At 57.0% G+C, this 17,522-nt stretch carries 19 protein-coding genes; 4 read left to right on the top strand and 15 right to left on the bottom strand.

Translation table 11 applies throughout. The features are described from left to right. Positions 1-104: 104 nt before the first annotated feature. Positions 105-965: a cytochrome b/b6 domain-containing protein gene (locus tag AC13Q5_RS20675; RefSeq protein WP_488502983.1), complete on the top strand. Its 861-nt coding sequence runs from the start codon at positions 105-107 to the stop codon at positions 963-965. After that, positions 962-1,738, top strand: a complete 777-nt coding sequence (locus tag AC13Q5_RS20670; protein ID WP_488502982.1) for a molybdopterin-dependent oxidoreductase — start codon at positions 962-964, stop codon at positions 1,736-1,738. The genes AC13Q5_RS20675 and AC13Q5_RS20670 overlap by 4 nt, the downstream gene beginning before the upstream one ends. A 407-nt stretch (positions 1,739-2,145) precedes the next feature. Here AC13Q5_RS20670 and AC13Q5_RS20665 read toward each other — a convergent pair whose 3' ends face one another. Continuing rightward, on the bottom strand, positions 2,146-2,556 hold the full coding sequence (locus AC13Q5_RS20665; RefSeq protein ID WP_488502981.1) for a hypothetical protein: 411 nt from the start codon (positions 2,554-2,556) through the stop codon (positions 2,146-2,148). A gap of 157 nt (positions 2,557-2,713) precedes the next feature. Here AC13Q5_RS20665 and AC13Q5_RS20660 point away from each other — a divergent pair, with 157 nt between their 5' ends. Next, positions 2,714-3,409 (top strand): IS5 family transposase, encoded by a 696-nt coding sequence (locus AC13Q5_RS20660; RefSeq protein ID WP_488503034.1) that lies wholly within the window; start codon positions 2,714-2,716, stop codon positions 3,407-3,409. A 292-nt stretch (positions 3,410-3,701) separates the two neighbouring features. Then, positions 3,702-4,061 carry an SPW repeat protein gene (locus AC13Q5_RS20655; RefSeq protein ID WP_075857224.1) on the top strand — a complete coding sequence of 120 codons (360 nt, stop codon included), beginning with the start codon at positions 3,702-3,704 and terminating at the stop codon, positions 4,059-4,061. A 329-nt stretch (positions 4,062-4,390) separates the two neighbouring features. On the opposite strand, the gene AC13Q5_RS20650 is transcribed toward AC13Q5_RS20655, so the two are convergent. From AC13Q5_RS20650 to AC13Q5_RS20585, 14 genes are all read right to left on the bottom strand, one after another. After that, entirely contained in the window at positions 4,391-4,723 is a 333-nt protein-coding gene (locus AC13Q5_RS20650) for a cytochrome C oxidase subunit IV family protein (RefSeq protein WP_075857223.1), read from the bottom strand. A 10-nt stretch (positions 4,724-4,733) separates the two neighbouring features. Continuing rightward, positions 4,734-5,456 (bottom strand): heme-copper oxidase subunit III family protein, encoded by a 723-nt coding sequence (locus tag AC13Q5_RS20645; RefSeq protein ID WP_488502980.1) that lies wholly within the window; start codon positions 5,454-5,456, stop codon positions 4,734-4,736. Between the two features lie 12 nt (positions 5,457-5,468). Beyond that, on the bottom strand, positions 5,469-6,173 hold the full coding sequence (locus tag AC13Q5_RS20640; RefSeq protein ID WP_075857222.1) for a cytochrome c oxidase subunit 3: 705 nt from the start codon (positions 6,171-6,173) through the stop codon (positions 5,469-5,471). After that, positions 6,170-7,948: a cytochrome c oxidase subunit I gene (locus tag AC13Q5_RS20635; RefSeq protein WP_488502979.1), complete on the bottom strand. Its 1,779-nt coding sequence runs from the start codon at positions 7,946-7,948 to the stop codon at positions 6,170-6,172. Before AC13Q5_RS20635 ends, AC13Q5_RS20640 begins: the two co-directional genes overlap by 4 nt. Positions 7,949-8,004: 56 nt before the next feature. Then, positions 8,005-8,808 (bottom strand): cytochrome c oxidase subunit II, encoded by an 804-nt coding sequence (locus AC13Q5_RS20630; RefSeq protein ID WP_075857220.1) that lies wholly within the window; start codon positions 8,806-8,808, stop codon positions 8,005-8,007. A 235-nt stretch (positions 8,809-9,043) separates the two neighbouring features. After that, a complete protein-coding gene (locus tag AC13Q5_RS20625) occupies positions 9,044-9,430 on the bottom strand; it encodes a c-type cytochrome (protein ID WP_075857219.1) in 387 nt (128 codons plus the stop codon). Between the two features lie 104 nt (positions 9,431-9,534). Continuing rightward, the gene (locus AC13Q5_RS20620; protein WP_075857218.1) at positions 9,535-10,347 is read right to left on the bottom strand and encodes a DUF2189 domain-containing protein; all 813 of its coding nucleotides are present in this window, start codon (positions 10,345-10,347) and stop codon (positions 9,535-9,537) included. Between the two features lie 946 nt (positions 10,348-11,293). After that, positions 11,294-11,740: an SDR family NAD(P)-dependent oxidoreductase gene (locus AC13Q5_RS20615; protein ID WP_488502978.1), complete on the bottom strand. Its 447-nt coding sequence runs from the start codon at positions 11,738-11,740 to the stop codon at positions 11,294-11,296. A 180-nt stretch (positions 11,741-11,920) separates the two neighbouring features. Beyond that, positions 11,921-12,955: an AraC family transcriptional regulator gene (locus tag AC13Q5_RS20610; protein WP_488502977.1), complete on the bottom strand. Its 1,035-nt coding sequence runs from the start codon at positions 12,953-12,955 to the stop codon at positions 11,921-11,923. Positions 12,956-13,011: 56 nt separating this feature from the next. After that, entirely contained in the window at positions 13,012-13,842 is an 831-nt protein-coding gene (locus tag AC13Q5_RS20605) for an oxidoreductase (RefSeq protein ID WP_488502976.1), read from the bottom strand. 334 nt (positions 13,843-14,176) lie between these two features. Further along, positions 14,177-14,803, bottom strand: a complete 627-nt coding sequence (locus AC13Q5_RS20600; protein WP_488502975.1) for a DUF2147 domain-containing protein — start codon at positions 14,801-14,803, stop codon at positions 14,177-14,179. A 204-nt stretch (positions 14,804-15,007) separates the two neighbouring features. Next, positions 15,008-15,244: a hypothetical protein gene (locus AC13Q5_RS20595; RefSeq protein WP_488502974.1), complete on the bottom strand. Its 237-nt coding sequence runs from the start codon at positions 15,242-15,244 to the stop codon at positions 15,008-15,010. Between the two features lie 11 nt (positions 15,245-15,255). Next, positions 15,256-15,444, bottom strand: a complete 189-nt coding sequence (locus AC13Q5_RS20590; protein WP_488502973.1) for a hypothetical protein — start codon at positions 15,442-15,444, stop codon at positions 15,256-15,258. A gap of 355 nt (positions 15,445-15,799) precedes the next feature. Beyond that, the gene (locus AC13Q5_RS20585) at positions 15,800-17,521 is read right to left on the bottom strand and encodes an IlvD/Edd family dehydratase (protein WP_488502972.1); all 1,722 of its coding nucleotides are present in this window, start codon (positions 17,519-17,521) and stop codon (positions 15,800-15,802) included. Between the last annotated feature and the right edge of the window lies 1 nt (position 17,522).

Raw genomic sequence — 17,522 nt, 5'->3', positions numbered from 1 at the left:
GTTGCCCGGTTGCCGATGGCATCCGGGCAACCTCACGGACAGCGACATCGTCGCAGCATGTAATTTCAGATGCCGCTTCCCGGCGACAGTCAGGAGAACCATCCATGGCAAGCATCGAGCAGATCGGCACCGCGCCGCCATCTCCCCCCGCCAAGATCTTCATCCGCCGGCATTCGGCCCTCACGCGGATGACCCACTGGATCAACGTGCTGTGTCTGACGTTGCTGCTGATGAGCGGCATGCAGATCTTCAACGCCGACCCGCAATTGCATTGGGGCAATTACGGCGCCGTTGAAGATCCATCCTGGTTCGAGATCGCCAGCAATCAGGATGGCGACAACATCACCGGGACGTTGCGCATTGGCCGTCTGTCGATCACCACCACCGGCATACTCGGCGCTTCCACGGCCGACGGCGAAATGATGCCCCGCGCATTCCCGGCCTGGGCGACGATACCCAGCTACCAGGATCTTGCGGCTGGCCGGCGCTGGCATTTCTTCTTTGCCTGGCTGTTCGTCATCAACGGGTTCGTCTATCTCGTCTACGGCCTGATCGGCGGTCACTTCCGCCGCGATCTCAAGCCGACGGGTGAGGAGATCGCTCCCGGCAATATCTGGCATGAAATCAAGGACCACGCCCGCCTGCGCTTTCCGAAAGGCGAAAAAGCGCGGCGCTACAATGCGTTGCAGAAGCTGACCTATCTCATCGTTATCTTCATCCTGCTGCCGCTGATGATCGGTTCGGGATTGACCATGTCACCCGCAATAGACGCTGGTTACCCCTTCCTGCTCGATATTTTCGGTGGTCGCCAATCGGCCCGCTCCATTCATTTCATCACCGCCTGGAGTTTAGTGGCCTTCGTCGTCGTTCATATCGCGATGGTCCTTCTCTCCGGTCTTTGGAACAACATGCGTTCGATGGTGACCGGCCGCTATGCGATCATCAACGAGGAGGCCAATCGATGAGTTCCGTTTTCACCCGCCGCCGTTTTCTCATCGGCTCGGCCGCCAGCCTTGGCGCCGTGGGCCTGACCGGATGCGATGACATTTCTCATAACCAACACGTGCAGAAGGTGCTCGCTCTGGCTGAGCGGCTAACCATGGGCACGCAAAGGCTCATCGTTTCTCCCCAAACGCTTGCCCAGGAATATACCGACGCGGACATTTCACCGAGCTTCCATCCGAATGGATCAACTCAGCCTAACAGCGCTGAATATGTCCAGATGGTCGAAACCAAGTTCGCCGACTGGCGTCTCAAGATCGACGGCATGGTCAATAGGCCGATGGAATTTTCGTTGACCGACCTGAAGAAGCTGCCTTCTCGCACCCAGATCACCCGTCACGACTGCGTCGAAGGCTGGAGCGCCATCGGCAAATGGCAGGGCGTTCCTCTTGGGCTGATCCTGCAGACCGCCGGCTTGAAGCCAGGGGCTCGCTATGCCGTCTTCTATTGTGCCGATGAACTGGAACAGACACTCGATGGCAGTGGCCGCTACTACGAGAGTATTGACCTGATCGACGCCTTTCATCCGCAGTCGATCCTCGCCTACTCACTCAACGGCAAGGATCTGGAAGTCGAACACGGCGCCCCCTTGCGCCTGCGGGTCGAGCGTCATCTTGGCTACAAACACGCCAAATACGTCATGCGCATCGAAATCCGCGATCGGTTTGATGATCTCTGGGGCGGCAATGGCGGGTTCTGGGAGGATCGTGGCTACGAATGGTATGCCGGCATTTGAGATGTCATGCCAGGCGTCAATAATGGGCGCGGCGACCGTAGACGATATCCGTGGCATAGGCGTACCTCAAACACGCAATATTTAGCGTCGTTCTTGAACGGATAGAACTTCTGACCCGCTATTTTAAGACGATAGCTCTTTGAAAACATATATTGATATCAGATAACGTGTGCTCAAGGACGCCCGGCGGTGCCAAATATCTTTGGCCGCTTCTTACGAAAATCCTAGGTTGCAGATCATGAAGATATGAGCATATCTAGGCTTGTTTTATCCAAGAGCTATTTTGTGCCATATCCAAACATCCTATCGTGCCGAGGGCCAACCTCACACCGATCCGCGGTCTCTTCTTAAGGCATGAAACTAGGTTGTGAACTCATAAACGATGAACGAGTGACGCGCGCGGACGGTCATTTGGTTTCTGGGTCCCGCTGAATAGCCTCGCTGAGGTATCCCTCCGGATTTCGTACATAGCAAGCAGCGTCTGATTGCATGATTGCTCGCACAACAGACTCGCTGTGCGGCCGTAGAATAGCGCCTCCTCGCGTCGCTAAGACACATTCGAAGTCACGTGCCAGCAAGCAGATACCTCCTACTAACGGCATGCGGAGGTCGGCAACGTTCAGCCGAAACTGTACACCTTCAATTTGCGCTTCACGAACGCCGATCTGCACGTCGTCGGTTTTCTCGTCACCCCAGATTCTAAGATCAGGATACCAAGATTGCTTTTCCGGTAACAACAGGCAGACGCGTTCGAAAATCGCGCTAACGGCCGATGGGGAAAACGCTAGTTCAATACCATCGAGTTGCTCGCGGCTCATGCGCGCCGCAATCACTCCGTCTATTCTCGCGGCTGAAGACGGAAGAAGGTCACAAACAAACTGCCATAAGCCGAAACTTAATTCCTTTCAGAGCCGTCGCAAGGCCACTGTTCAAGGCAACTCTATAATCTGGCGTCTAATTCTGATTCAGTTGGGTATGAGCCTGTATGGCCTCACCGACCTCGAATGGCGCGCAATTAAGCCAGTGTTGCCGAATAAGCGCCGAGGCAAGCCGCGTGTTGATGATCGGCGTGTCGTGAACGGTATTTTCCGGGTACTGCGATCAGGTGCTCTTTGGCGTGATGTGCCACAGCGTTATGGACCCTATGCCACCTGCTACAATCGCTTCAGACGCTGGATGAAAGCCGGAATCTGGGACAGTTTGATGGACGTGATCACAAGCGCGTCAGATGATGGGATCATGATGATCGACGGCACTCCAGTTCGCGTGCATCACTCACCAGCAACATTGAGGGTGGATCATCCAGATCGTTGTCTTGGGAGAAGTCGGGGCGGCCTGATAACCAAAATCCATGCTGTAACCGATGGCATAGGGCTGCCAGTAAAAATCGCCATCACACCCGGTCAGGCCTACGACGCAGACTGGCTACGCGCAAAGCTGAGAACGAAACGCTCATGGGCAAACATTCCGCCAAAATCAAACCGAAAGGGACAGATCGTCTTCAGCCGGTGGCTCTACAAGAAGCGCAATCTCATCGAGCGTTTCTTCAACAAGCTAAAATGCTACCGATGGATCGCAACCCGATACGACAAGCTGGGAATGACGTTTCTTGAGATGGCGAAGCTAGCTTGCATTCGCATCACACTCCGCCATTACGAGTCTATGGCCTAGTCATTTTCCGATAGAGATCAACAGAGATGGCAATGGTCAATCTCGACCGTGCCATTGAGCTGTGCTCGTGCGCCACCGTGAACGCAGCGTGCCCCATCCTCCAGGCTCAGATAAGCTCAAGCCGAATACACCATCTGAGCTTGAGCTTAGCGCAGCTGAGATTTCAGACGTGATACCGGAAGTATCGTTCGCGTATTATCTTGAATCAGAAGATTCAGTAATTACTTATATACTTAAGCGTGAAGTTCACGCCGGATGAATTGTTGTTAGGCTTCTTGGTGAGGAGGTTGCCATGGCAAACACTTTGATGAAAGGAAAAAGGAAGCAGGATTGGGCAAATCTGCTGCTGGCTGCATGTTTATTTGCCTCCCCGTGGGTATTCGGCTTCACAGCCGAGGCAATGCCGAGCTGGAACGCATGGATCGTTGCCGTCTTGCTGGCTGTATTGGCGACCGCCGCACTTTCGGTATTCGCCGAATGGGAGGAATGGGCCAATATGGTGCTCGGCCTGTGGTTGGTTGCATCTCCCTGGCTGCTCGGTTTTACCGCCAACGTAAACGCCATGTGGACGGACATCGTTCTCGGCGTGTTCGTCATTGCGGCATCGCTATGGGCGGTCTGGGATGTTCATCATCCTCACGCCCACGCTTAGCTGTGGACGCGTGCCGATATTGACTGGACCCGCCGCCTAAAGCGGCGGGTATGTGGTGACTGTTCGAACCATCGCCATCAATTGACGACTGGCATCAAGTGATGTGCTTTTCGCGATTGTTAGGTCCGACACGCTGGAGCGTGAGGAATTGGAGGGTAGCTACATTGTAGCTGAGTAGATGACCCGTCTCATGCCACAGTTCCATCCCGTTCAGAGAATCTTGGTCTTCTTGTCTGCCCCGCAGATGCTATGCTTGTCTTGCGTTGAGGCTAAGCCATATTGCGAGCACTTGATACTCCGCTTCAGGGATGGCTGGATGGTGCCAAACCTTACGGACCACCCCCAAAAAAAGCCAGCCGCGTCAAGACCGTGTAGTGCGATTCCGACACCATCAGAGCGACAAAGACAAGTATCAGGACCGGGGGGAACAGGATGGCATAGATTAGCGCCAGCCGTTCCCAGGCCATGTGCATGAAAATCGCTACGATTAGCCCGGCCTTCAGGATCATGAACAGAAGGATCAGGGACCATCTGAGATAGCCCTGAATGCCGAGATAGTCGACGAGGTAGGAAAAGGTGCTGAGGACGAAAAGTAGTCCCCAGACCAACATGTAAAGCTTTATCGGATGCTGTTGTCCGGAATGTGCCTGCCCTTGTGCCATGATGCCATCCTCACCATAGATAGAAGAATGCAAAGATGAATACCCAGACCAGATCCACGAAATGCCAGTAAAGCCCAGTGATCTCGACAATCTCATAGTGACCCTTGCGGCTGGTGAAAAAACCTCGCCTTTCCTGATCGAAGTCTCCCCGCCATACCTTGCGCGCCATGATCAGAAGAAAAAGAACGCCGATCGAGACGTGGGTACCGTGAAAACCGGTAATCATGAAAAAGGACGAACCGAACTGAGCCGCACCCCATGGGTTTTCCCAGGGGCGGACTCCTTCCCTGATCAGCTTGGTCCATTCGAATGCCTGCATTCCGACGAATGTCGCACCGAGGATCGCTGTCGCCAACATCAGCGCGGCCGTCTTGCGGCGATCGTGGCGGTATCCGAAGTTGACCGCCATGGCCATCGTGCCACTGCTGCTGATGAGGACGAAAGTCATGATGGCAATCAGGATCAACGGAATTTCCTTGCCCCCGATCGTCAGGGCGAAAACCTCGCTGGGATTGGGCCAGGCGACGGTGGTCGACATGCGCGCCGTCATGTAGGCCAGCAGAAAACAGCCAAAGATGAAGGTGTCGCTCAGGAGGAAGATCCACATCATCGCCTTGCCCCAGGAGACGTTCTTGAACGCTCGCTGGTCCGACGACAGGTCAGCCGCGACGCCGCGTAGTCCCACGGGCCGCAGATGTGGATTACTTGTCGGTCTTTCTATGGATTCGGTCATCATCGAAGCTCCTCAACTGACCAATTGACGGCAGAGATCGACGAAACTATTTGCCCAGCCGGCAAAGAGCGCAAAAAGGATCAGCCAGACAACGAGCATGAAATGCCAATAGATGGCGCAGAGATCCACGCTTAGGCGAACTCTTGCGAGGACAGGGCTGATACGAGCGCGGATTGCTGTTCGCCCGAGCACGAAAAGCCCACCCAATATGTGCAGGCCATGCAATCCGGTGATCATATAGAAGAAGCTGTTGGATGGGTTGTCGGCAAGCACATAACCTGCCGACACCAGTTGCCGCCACGCCAGAACCTGCCCGGCCAGAAACAGAACAGCCAGTGCAAAGGCCACGGCAAGAGCCGTATTCAGCATCTGGCTGCGGTCGAGACAGGCTTCCGTTTTCGCCCATTGCAACGCGACGCTGCTAGCGGCAAGGGCGGCGGTATTCACCCAAAGCAGTCGGGGGATTGGAATACTCCACCAGTCGGAGCCGCTGAGGCGGGTAAGATAGGCGCTGATGAGGAGCGTGAACAGGGCACCGACGACGGCGAGAAAGATGCCTAGACCGACTTTCGCCGCGGTCGCCGGTGACCCTTGCATCTCCGGCGCATCTCCCGCCGGCCCGGCTTCCAGCCAGGGTTTTGAGGTCAGCCGCTGTCCTGCCATCCACCAGATGATGATGCCGGCGATCCCGGCCATGAAGATGAGAATGGCGCTCATGACGATCCCCTCTCGGACAGCTCGCCCGAGGTCGGCTGGTTTTGCGGCAGAAAGTCCTGATCCGCTCCTGGGACGCTGTAATCATATGGCCAGCGGTAGACGATCGGCAGCTCCTTGCCCCAATTGCCGTGAACGGGCGGCGTTTGCGGTGTCTGCCATTCCAACGTCGTCGCGCGCCATGGATTGCCGCCCGCTTGCCTGCCCCAGCGAAGACTCCAGGCGAGATTGAACAGGAACACAAGCTGAGCAGCCCCCACGATCAAAGCGGCAACGGTGATGAACATGTTCAGCGTATGCGCCGACGGCGGAATGAAAGCCGTTTCGCCAAGCTCGTAATAACGCCGCGGCACACCCATCAGGCCGAGATAGTGCATCGGGAAGAAGATCGCATAGGCGCCGAGAAAGGTGATCCAGAAGTGGATATGCGCCATCGTCACGTTGAGCATGCGCCCCGTGACTTTCGGATACCAATGGTGGATTGCACCGAAGATCACCAGAATCGGCGCGACCCCCATTACCATATGGAAATGGGCAACGACGAACATGGTATCGGACAGCGGCACGTCGACGACGACATTGCCAAGAAAAAGGCCGGTCAACCCGCCATTGATGAATGTGACGATAAACGCCAGGGCAAACAGCATCGGCAATGTCAGATGGATATCGCCGCGCCAAAGCGTCAGCACCCAGTTATAAACCTTGATGGCCGTCGGAATGGCGATGATCAACGTCGTGGTCGCGAAAAAGAACCCGAAGTTCGGGTTCATGCCGCTGACATACATGTGATGCGCCCACACGACGAAGCTCAGCGCTGCGATGATGACGATCGCCCAGACCATCATCCTGTAGCCGAAAATGTTCTTGCGCGCATGCGTGCTGATCAGGTCCGAGACGATACCGAAGGCTGGAAGCGCGACGATATAGACTTCGGGGTGACCGAAGAACCAGAACAGATGCTGGAACAGGATCGGGCTGCCGCCGCCTTGCTTCAACTGCTCACCCATCTCGACGATCGCGGGCATGAAGAAGCTCGTGCCGAGCAAGCGGTCGAACAGCATCATGACGGCGGCGACGAAGAGCGCCGGGAAAGCAAGCAATGCCATGACGGTGGCGGTGAATATACCCCATACCGTCAAGGGCATTCGCATCAGCGTCATGCCACGGGTGCGACCCTGCAGCACCGTGACGACATAGTTGAGCCCACCCATGGTAAAGCCGATGATGAACAGGATCAGCGACGACAACATCAGGATGATGCCCCAGTCACGTCCTCCCGGCGTCCCGGATAGAAGTGCCTGCGGTGGATACAGCGTCCAGCCGGCACCCGTCGGCCCACCGGGCGCGAAGAAGCCGATGACCAGCACGATGACCGCGAGCAGATAGAGCCAGTAGCTCAGCATGTTCGCATAGGGGAACACCATGTCGCGGGCGCCGAGCATCAAGGGGATCAGATAGTTGCCGAAGCCGCCGAGAAACAGCGCCGTCAGCAGATAGATCACCATGATCATACCGTGCATGGTGATGAACTGATAATAATGTTCCGTGTCGATGAAGGAAAAATAGCCGGGAAACCCGAGCTGCAGGCGCATCAGCCAGGACAGCACCAGCGCCACCATGCCGATCGAGATAGCGGTCAGAGAATACTGAATAGCAATGATCTTGGCATCCTGGCTGAAGACATATTTCGTCCACCAGCTTCTGGGGTGATAAAGCTCCATATCCTCGACTTCAGCGGGCTGGATGACCTGCTCGGTGCCGGATCCAATCTCGACCATATTCCATCCTCCCTGTTCCCTGCGATGCAGCCTTCCTCCTCAGGTGCGCATGGCACTTATTTTTGCGCCGACGCCAGCGATTTCGAAAAAGTCGGCTGTTGCTGCAGCCAGGCTTGATAGGCGGTGTCGGTATCGACGACGACTGTGCCGCGCATCTGCGGATGACCGACGCCGCACAACTCTGCGCAGAGAACCTCGAAGGTTCCCGTTCGCGTCGGCGTGAACCAATAATAGGTGACCGTGCCGGGGATCATGTCCATCTTGGCCCGGAATTCCGGCACGTAGAAATCGTGAACGACATCGATCGAGCGCAGAAGCATCTTCACCGGCTTGCCGGCAGGTATGTGCAGTTCGCCGCCTTCGACGATGACATCGTCCATTCCGGCGGGATCGTTCTTGTTCAGGCCGAGCGGATTATCCGGAGCAACATTGCGCGTGTCCGCCCGACCCAGCTTTCCGTCCGCCCCCGGCAGCCGGAAACTCCATTGCCACTGCTGAGCGACGACTTCGACCTCGCTGGCGTCAGTCGGGACCGTTACGAACTGTTTCCATACGAAGAGGCCCGGCGTGAGCATCGCAGCCACACCAATTGCGGTTCCGCCGGCAAGCCACCATTCCAACCGCTTGTTTTCAGGCTGGTATGCCGCCTGGTTTCCGGCGCGATGCCTGAAGCGCAGGACGCAATAGGCTATGAACAAGACGACGGTCGTGAAAACAATGCCGGTGATCCAGAATGTGATGACAATCGTGTTGTCGATATAGCTCCAGTTCGACGCAATCGGCGTCCACCACCAAGGGCTAAGCAGATGGAATGTGATCGATCCCACCACCAGCAGAACGAGAACTATGACGACAGCCATTGTCGCCTCCCTGACCCGGCCGCGAATATTTCCACAATCCCATCGCGAGAGATTTTAGCATTATCTCATGAAGAGGTCAGGCGAGCAATTGCGACAACGACAGCGGCTCATCCTGACAAGCCATACGGGGCGCGAAGACACCGCGCGAACACATCGGCGGTGTCAAATCGCCGAGCGGAATTCCGCCGATCCAACCGGCGGCACGGAAGACAGCTCATCGCCATTTGCCATCCGGCTATTTGGAGTATTGCTTCAGATAGGCGATCAGATTGGTAATCTCGGTGTCGTCCTTCAGCCCGATGAAGGTCATTTTCGTGCCTTTCACCTTCGCCTTGGGATCGTGCAAATAGTCGCGGAGCGATGTCTCGCTCCAGACGAGGCCGTCTTTGCCTGCCTGCTGCATTGCCGGCGAATAGGCGAAATTCGGATGTGTTCCAGCCGTTCTGCCGAACAGACCGTTCAGCGAAGGTCCGATCTTGTTCTGGTCCGTTTCGGCTATATGGCAAATGGCACATTTCTTGAAAACAATGGCTCCCGCGGTCGCATCGCCCTCCTGCGCGAGAGCGTCATGCGGGGCGGCAATGGCGAGAAGCAGACAGATCGGAAGAAAACGGCAAGACATGGTAATCCTCATTCTCTTCATCGCTATTCCAAACGACGCGACTCCCATCGGATAGGTCGTAATGGCTTGGAGGATGATCCCGGGGGTAAGTTTCCTTTGTGAATTCAAGACATGCGGTTCGGATAGGCGGCAATCAATTTCCGATACAGGTGCCAAGTCGAATGCCCGAGGATGGGCATGACGATCGCAAGACCGACAAAAATCGGGATTGTGCCGACGACGAGCAGCGCCGCGACGATCAATCCCCAAAGTGCAACAGGTCCTGGATTGGCAAGCGTGGCGCGTATGCTCGCATTTACGGCCGCGGTTGCGCCGACATCCCGGTCGAGCAGCAACGGGAAGGTCACTACGGTCGTCGCCAACACAATTATTGCGAAAACGAAACCGGCCAAGTTCCCCCAAAGTATAAGGGAGAGACCTCGAGAAGTGGTCAGTACATCCAACAGGAAGGTGGAGACCGAGGTCAGACCGGCCTTGCCGAAGGTCAGGGTGTAGATGTGCTGCGCGACAAATAACCAAGCGACGAAAAGCGCGAACAGCATGAAGCCCACCGCAATGATCGATGGCAGTGCCGGAGAGCGGCAGACCTCCAGCGCGTGATACCATGAGCTATCCAGTCCCTGTTCGCGGCGTCGACTGATTTCATAAAGGCCAAGGGCCGCAATCGGGCCAACCAGCGCAAAGCCGGACATCAAGGGATAAAGCAACGGCATCAGGTTAGCGCCGGAACTCCACATGATCAGGAAAACGCCTGTGATCGGATATATAAGACAGAGAAAAACGTAATGTGAGGGCTTCGCTCCGAAATCATTAAGCCCCAATCTCAGCGCATCGATAAGATCCCCGATCCTTATCTTCCGCACTTCCGGGCGCGCAAATTCGCCGCTCGCACCGGCCATGACGTGGAATGCCACCATAACATCCCTCCTCCTGCACCATATACCGGCTGGCGCTGCAAAGACGTCCGGCGAATTTTATCTACAATCAAACCGCAACCGGCTAGCGTAAATTTATCAAATCTTATCGCTTTTGTCGCCTATTCTTTAAATTATGAAATTAGATACTACTCATTCATGATGCCAAATGATCGACGAGTTTGAACGCCGGTACATGGAAGACAATATTCGCCTGCGGTAGTGAGATCTTGCCCATTGTCCGTCCGGCAATCGGCTCCCCCTATTCATCGACATAACCGGGTAAGCAACCTGTTGAGCAAAGCAGGCGCTTCACAGTACGCCTCGGCCAACGCGCGCCACTAAACGCTGAAGCCCTGGGTCCTGTTGGCAAAGTGCGTTGAGGCGCTTGGTCCCCATGCCAAAAACGCCATCGCTACTTTCCGATTATTACCCGAGCAATTCGCTCACGCGTGCGCCCCACGGCAAGGTATAGGTCGACAGCTGAACCATTCGCGAAGATGCGGATGGCACGCAGCTGCACGCAAAGCCCGATACTCCCTCTGCGCAGCGTGAACCGTTTGGTCAAAGCTCGTTGCCGACGTTTCGCTTAATGCTTCAATGCAATCTGGAATTGAACAGGCACTCGTTGTCGATTTTACTTTGCCATTTCAAACGGGAAAACGTCATATGCCCGTTAGCTTTAGCCTATAAATCAAGGACGATTTTCCGCTAACGATTTCAGTGAACATCCTCTTTGCAAGAAGGATTTCAAGATCGAACATCAACGGCGGCTCGCTCGATCGCGGGAGAAATGGTCGATGGCGCACCGGGTGGCGCGTGAGCTGGACAAAATACTAGACGGCAGCGAGCCGAGACAGACCCCCGTTGCACACGCGGCGGCCGAACTGCATTTCACGACCCCGCAAGGCTACAATCTCCACGCTCGCTATTGCACGGAGCGTGCCAGTCACAGCACCGCTGCACCGCACCACCGGCAACCGGCAACCGGCGCAAGCGACTGCCGGAAAAAGTCTAGGAAATCATCTGCACCACGCTGCGCGAGCAGCGGCAGAGCGGCCTGGATCACGCGTAGTGTACCGAAGAAGTTGGTTTCAAATTCCGCCTTTATGTCGGCTTCCGCGGTTTCCTCGACTGCACCGACCAGCGCGTAGCCGGCATTGTTCAGGATGACATCCAGTCTGCCGAAATGGCCATGTGTGCGCTCCACGACGCCACGAACTTGATCGGCATCGGCGACATCAAGGGCGAGCGGCAGAACCACATTGCCATACCGAAGGACGAGATCGGCGACACTTTCGAGCGAGCGTGCCGTCACCGCGGTTGAGGGCAGCTTCCGCCCAGATACGACCGAACCCTCGTGAGGTGCCGGTGATGAACCAGACTTGCCAGACATTCTAATGATTGCTTGCTTCGGATGCCCCAGCACCTTTTGGTACCGGCGAGGGCGTGCCGGCGCAGTCGCCGACGGCGCCAATCGGATTGCGACACGCGCCAAAGGATTCTTGTCGTTCGATACTGGAGGTTGGCTTCGCGGTTCGGCGCCAGGAACGGAGCGTGTCCACTCCGATCGGCGTCAATGCAATGAAGGGATCACTGGCGCGTCCCGCCCGTTCAATTCGCGCCATTGCAGCGGCGTCAGCCCTTCCCAGTCGCGAAACGCACGATAGAAGGAGCTACGATCCTGATAGCCCAGTAGACATGCGACCTCGTCGATGTCGGTGGTCGGATTGGACAAGAGCTGGCGTCCGAGTTCCTGACGCGCTTCCGACAGAAGTTCACGGAACGTCTTCCCTTCGTCGGTGATGCGGCGCTGGAGCGTTCGTTCGCTCATGTTGAGGTCCTGGGCGACCTGCGACAGCTCGGGGCGCCCGCTTGCCAAACTTCGCTTCAGCACGACCTTGACCTGGTCGCCGATGGAGCTGCGGGCCTGCAATTCGCCCATGGCCGCTGCAAACGCGGGCGTCAGGATCTCCAGGAGCTCGGGGTTGTGCCCGGGAAATGGCCGGTCGAGATCGGAGGATTTCAGAACAAGCTTATTCCGGGAAGCACTGTATTTGATCGGGCATCCGAAGAAGGTTTGATAGAAATCGCTTTTCGGCCCCGCACGCATGAATTCGACGCGGACAGGTGTAATTGGCGCGCCAGTTCCTCGGCGTCCGAGTTCAATTAAGAAAGCAAAGGCGACATCCGTGGCGATAGACGGCTCCGGCTCGCAGGCATATATCCAGTTGCTCGTGATCGAGACTTCGTCTTTCTCCTCGTTGAAACTCAACTGCTCGGGGGTGCAGAGCCGCTTGAAGCGCGCGACACGGTAGAGACCATCGCGATAATCCCTGGCATGAAAGGCCGCAAGCGTCGACGGTGGATGAACGGCGGTATCGGCTTCGTGGACCAGTCGAAGCCCAAGGGCAGGCTCCGGCATCAATTCCTCGAGCGCCCGGAATATAGCGAAATACTGCGCTGTCGTGACCATGCCGCTGTCACTCAGGTGCAGCGTGCCAGGAAGCCGCGCCTGCCGCAGAACAGCAGACGGCGGCACACCGATCCTTTCGACCGCGCGCCAGAACGCCAGAGGAACTTTGCATTTATCCGCCGCTATAGCCGTCATGCGAGTTAGGTTCCTGGAAACGCTCTTAAGGGATGCCGAGTTCTGTTGCCGAAACTCTATCGCATCTGGCTCATGATGATACGATCGAACATGCGGTCGCCGAACCACTTGCGAATAGCGATCATCGGCTTGGCATATTTGCCGGCAACATAGCGCGTGCGCGGCCTTCTTGCGCTGGCTGCTGTGGAGACGACATCCGCGATTACCTTTGGATCCGTACCGCGGCCATGACCGTACGTCGCCCTTGTGGTCTTGGCGACGGCCTGCGAGACCTTGGCATAGGCGCCCGCACCCGAGCGCTTGACGAGGCCGTCGGCGACCACATCGCCGAATCCGGTCTCGATCAGGCCCGGCTCCACGATCACGACATTGATACCGAAGGGTGCCAATTCCAGCCGTAGACTATCCGACCAGCCTTCGAGCGCGTGCTTGGTGGCGTGATACCATGCACCGAGCAGCGTATAGATCTTTCCGCCCATCGACGTAATGTTGACAATCGTGCCCGAACCCCTTTGACGCATCGCCGGCAAGAGAAGCTGCGTCAGACGAGCCGGGCCGAAAACGTTGACTTCGAACTGGTATCTGGCCTCATCCAGCGGAATGTCTTCGACCGGTCCGTAAAGTCCGAAGCCGGCATTGTTGACCAGGACATCGACGCCGCCGCTTTCCATCAGGATTGTGTTAGCGGCGGCCTGGATCTCATCGTCGTCGGAAACATCCATCTGCAGGGCACGCGCGCCGATTTTCTCAAGATCCATCATTTTGTCGACACTTCGTGCGGCCACGTAGACCCTGAAACCATCGGCGATGAGGCGCTTGGCAATTTCTTTGCCCATGCCGGAGGATGCGCCGGTTACAAGCGCTGTTTTCTTGCGGTTGTCGATCATGTTTGCCTCTCTGTTTGTGAGATCACAGATAGAGCCTCGCCAGAGTCAGGTCATTGACGGAACATGCCATCACTGTTGCATATTGCGCCAATGAGGATCTCGACGGCGCCAAGAAAATGGCCGTTCGAAGGAACAGCGCCGTGCGCAGTCGAGAGACAAGCCAGCAGCGGTTCCGTCTCATCCTGGGAAGGCAGGTTGGTTATACTCAACAAATCGGCCGGATGCCGCCTCATGCGGCATCCGCCCGACGCCGAACCGGCGAGCTCCCTCCATGCGCGGGGGCGCTACTTATGTTGGAAACCCGTCGGCTGAACTCATGCCCGCAATCGCGGAGTTATGCGCCAACGCGGTGAAAGGCCCGCGTCTGCCCGAGAGCGGAGATACCGATATAACCTCGGAGATTCATTTTGCCGCCCTGCATGGTAATCTGGCAGTTATAGGTGCGGCCCGATGAGCCATCGTAAAGTGAGCCGCCGGTCCAGCTGCCATCATTCCAATGAAGACCGGTGACGAAGACGACATTCTTCATGGATCGGGAGCGCAAGGCCGGATCAGGGTTTTTGGCATCCTTCTTGAACGTGACGTTGTCCGCCTCCATCAGTTGATTGCCATACAGCAGGCGCGCGCGGAACTCTGTTCCCGCCTTGAACATATCGAGCTTTACACTGCCATCGTCGGCCTGCCATGTTCCGACGATTGCGTCAGCCGGTGAAGCCTGCTGCGCATGAGCCGGCGGCACAGCGGCCAGTCCGATTGTTGCCGCTGCCAGAAATATGGCAGATCGCCTTGAGACTTTTGACACGTTCATAGATGAAACCTTTTCAATAAGCCGATGTTGATGCTTCCGCACAGGAAAGACGAGGACCTTCGCTCCGGCTTGCCATCTCTCTCGCGACGACAGTACCGGCCGATTTTCACCGGCCCTGGAGTATGTCCGATGCTGTTTGTTGTTGCCGAACACTGAGAAGACTAATGGCCTGCCGGGTATTCAGCAGTGACCGAACACGTCAATCCAGTTGCAACGTCCGCCAACGAGCTAGTTCTACCGGCCGGCGGTGATACGATAGACCGCGACCGGCGGGAGATTCCGAAACGTTCGGCCGCGCTGTGCTCAGATCGAGATGGTCAAGAACTGACTGGGGGACAGGACACTTGTTAATATAGGTCAACTGGTAAAATGCGCCCCGGGCTGCAAGTGCCGGAAAACTCCTTCAAGGATATTCATCACCTTGCGTGCTGGCATGGTCAGTAGCTGAAGGCCGCTGACGATGGCACCCACCGATGTCTCTGGTGGGAATTCAAGATCTTGCAGGCGCGCAGCGTCCATAGACAGTACGCGGGCACCCGGAAAGCGGCTGTTCAGCCACCCGGCGAACTCCTGGCTGTATTCAACCAAAGTCATGTCTTCGGGCCTCACGCGCGCTCGATCATCCTGGTCGTAAATACGCCGGTGCCCGGCCCGAGTTCGATGACGTGTCCCGTTTGCGGCATGATCTCCCGCGTGATGATCTCGGCAAGCGCTCGTCCTGACGATCCGATGGCGGCTATCTGAAACGGTCGGGCAACCCAAGCCGGAAAGAAAATCAAGCTGTCGCTCTGCATCTCGCCTCCTGCGAATGTGGCGGAAACGGAATGCGGTTCGAATGAGTATGCCGCTACGTACCCACCTACTGCCGCTTCCAAATTCGTTCGACAAAGCCTCGATGGCAGTCAAGCAATCCAAGATAGATCAATCATCACCGTGGGTGCGGAAAGGGTATTGATTGGCTGCAGGGTTTACAGCGACGGGATATGCCAATCGAGTGGCAGATTCTGCCGCGCAACGTCATCTCGCGAGCAGTCGACGTGGCAATCGTCAGTCTTCTTTTCAGCGCCGGCGCAACCGCTTCCGCGGCACTCTCACAAGAATCTCGGGGGTTGAGAGGCCTTCCCCTTTCCTGGCTCTGAATGAAATGAACTAATGGCTCTCGCGCGGGACCTTGGCGCCGCGTCCTCCGACCAGAAAGTCAAGGTCTGCACCGGTATCGGCCTGCATGACCGTTCGCACGTAAAGACCCTGATATCCCGACATCATCGGCGGCAACGGCTCGCTCCAGGCTGCGCGCCGTCTTGCTAGCTCCTCGTCCGGAACGTCGAGAACCAATGTGCGGGCCTCGACATCGAGTGTGATGAAATCCCCTTGCTCGACGAGCGCCAGCGGACCACCGGCGGCGGCTTCGGGCGAGATATGTAGCACGACAGTTCCATAGGCCGTGCCGCTCATGCGGCCGTCGGAAACGCGCACCATGTCACGCACGCCCTTCTCCAGCAGTTTGCTTGGCAACGCCATGTTGCCGACCTCGGCCATGCCGGGGTAGCCGCGCGGGCCGGCACCCTTCAGAACGAGAACGGAATCCTCATCGACATCGAGGTTCGGATCGTCGATCCTTGCGTGGAAGTCCTCGATATTCTCGAAGACGACGGCGCGGCCACGATGGCGCATCAGATGGGGCGATGCCGCTGAAGGTTTGAGCACAGCGCCATTCGGCGCCAGATTGCCCTTGAGGACGGCAATTCCACCGCTGTCGACGAGCGGATTTGACCGGCTGCGGATGACTTCGGGATTGTGATTGACGACATCGGCAATATTCTCGCCGACGCTTCCCCCCGACACGGTGAGCGCGTCGAGATGCAGAAGATCGGCGATCTCCTTCATCACGGCGGGGATGCCGCCGGCATAACAGAAATCCTCCATGAGGTATTTTCCCGACGGCATGAGGTCGACGATCGTCGGCACGTCGCGGCCGAGCTTGTCCCAATCCTCCAGCGACAGGTCGACGCCGATACGCCCGGCGATGGCAAGCAGATGAACGACGGCATTGGTCGACCCGCCGATCGCGCCGTTGATCTTGATGGCATTTTCGAACGCCTGCCGCGTGAGAACCTTCGACAGGCGCATATCCTCCTTGACCATCGCCACGGCGCGGCGACCCGTCATGCGGGCAAGGCGCGCGCGCCGGGCGTCAACGGCTGGCCATGCCGCATTGGTCGGCAGGGCAACGCCAAGAGCTTCCACCATCGACGCCATGGTCGATGCCGTTCCCATCGTCATGCAGTGGCCGGGCGAGCGCGACATGGCGCTTTCGGCATCCATGAATTCCTGCCGGCTCATGGTGCCTGCCCTCACCTCCTCGGAGAATTTCCAGACATCCGTGCCGGAGCCGATCGGCTTGCCGCGAAAATTGCCGTTCAGCATCGGCCCGCCGGAAATGACGATCGTCGGCAGATCGCAGCTTGCCGCACCCATCAACAGCGACGGTGTGGTCTTGTCGCAGCCGGCCATCAGGATGACGCCGTCCATGGGATTGCCCCGGATCGCCTCTTCGACATCCATGGAAGCGAGGTTCCTGAAGAGCATCGCGGTCGGCCGCAAGTTGGATTCGCCGCAGGAGAAGACCGGAAATTCGAGCGGCAATCCGCCGGCTTCCAGAACGCCCGCCTTGATATGCGTGACGAGTTCCCGAAAATGTGCGTTGCAGGGCGTGAATTCCGAAAAGGTGTTGCAGATGCCGATGACGGGGCGACCGTCGAATACGTCGTCCGGTAGGCCGCCATTTTTCATCCACGAGCGATGGATGAAGCCATCCTTGTCCACGCCGCCGAACCACGCCTGCGACCGTCGCTTTGAATCCTTGGTCATG

The sequence above is a fragment of the Martinezella sp. CNPSo 3964 genome, from assembly GCF_057784375.1.
This window is presented reverse-complemented; position numbering and strand designations above follow the sequence as displayed.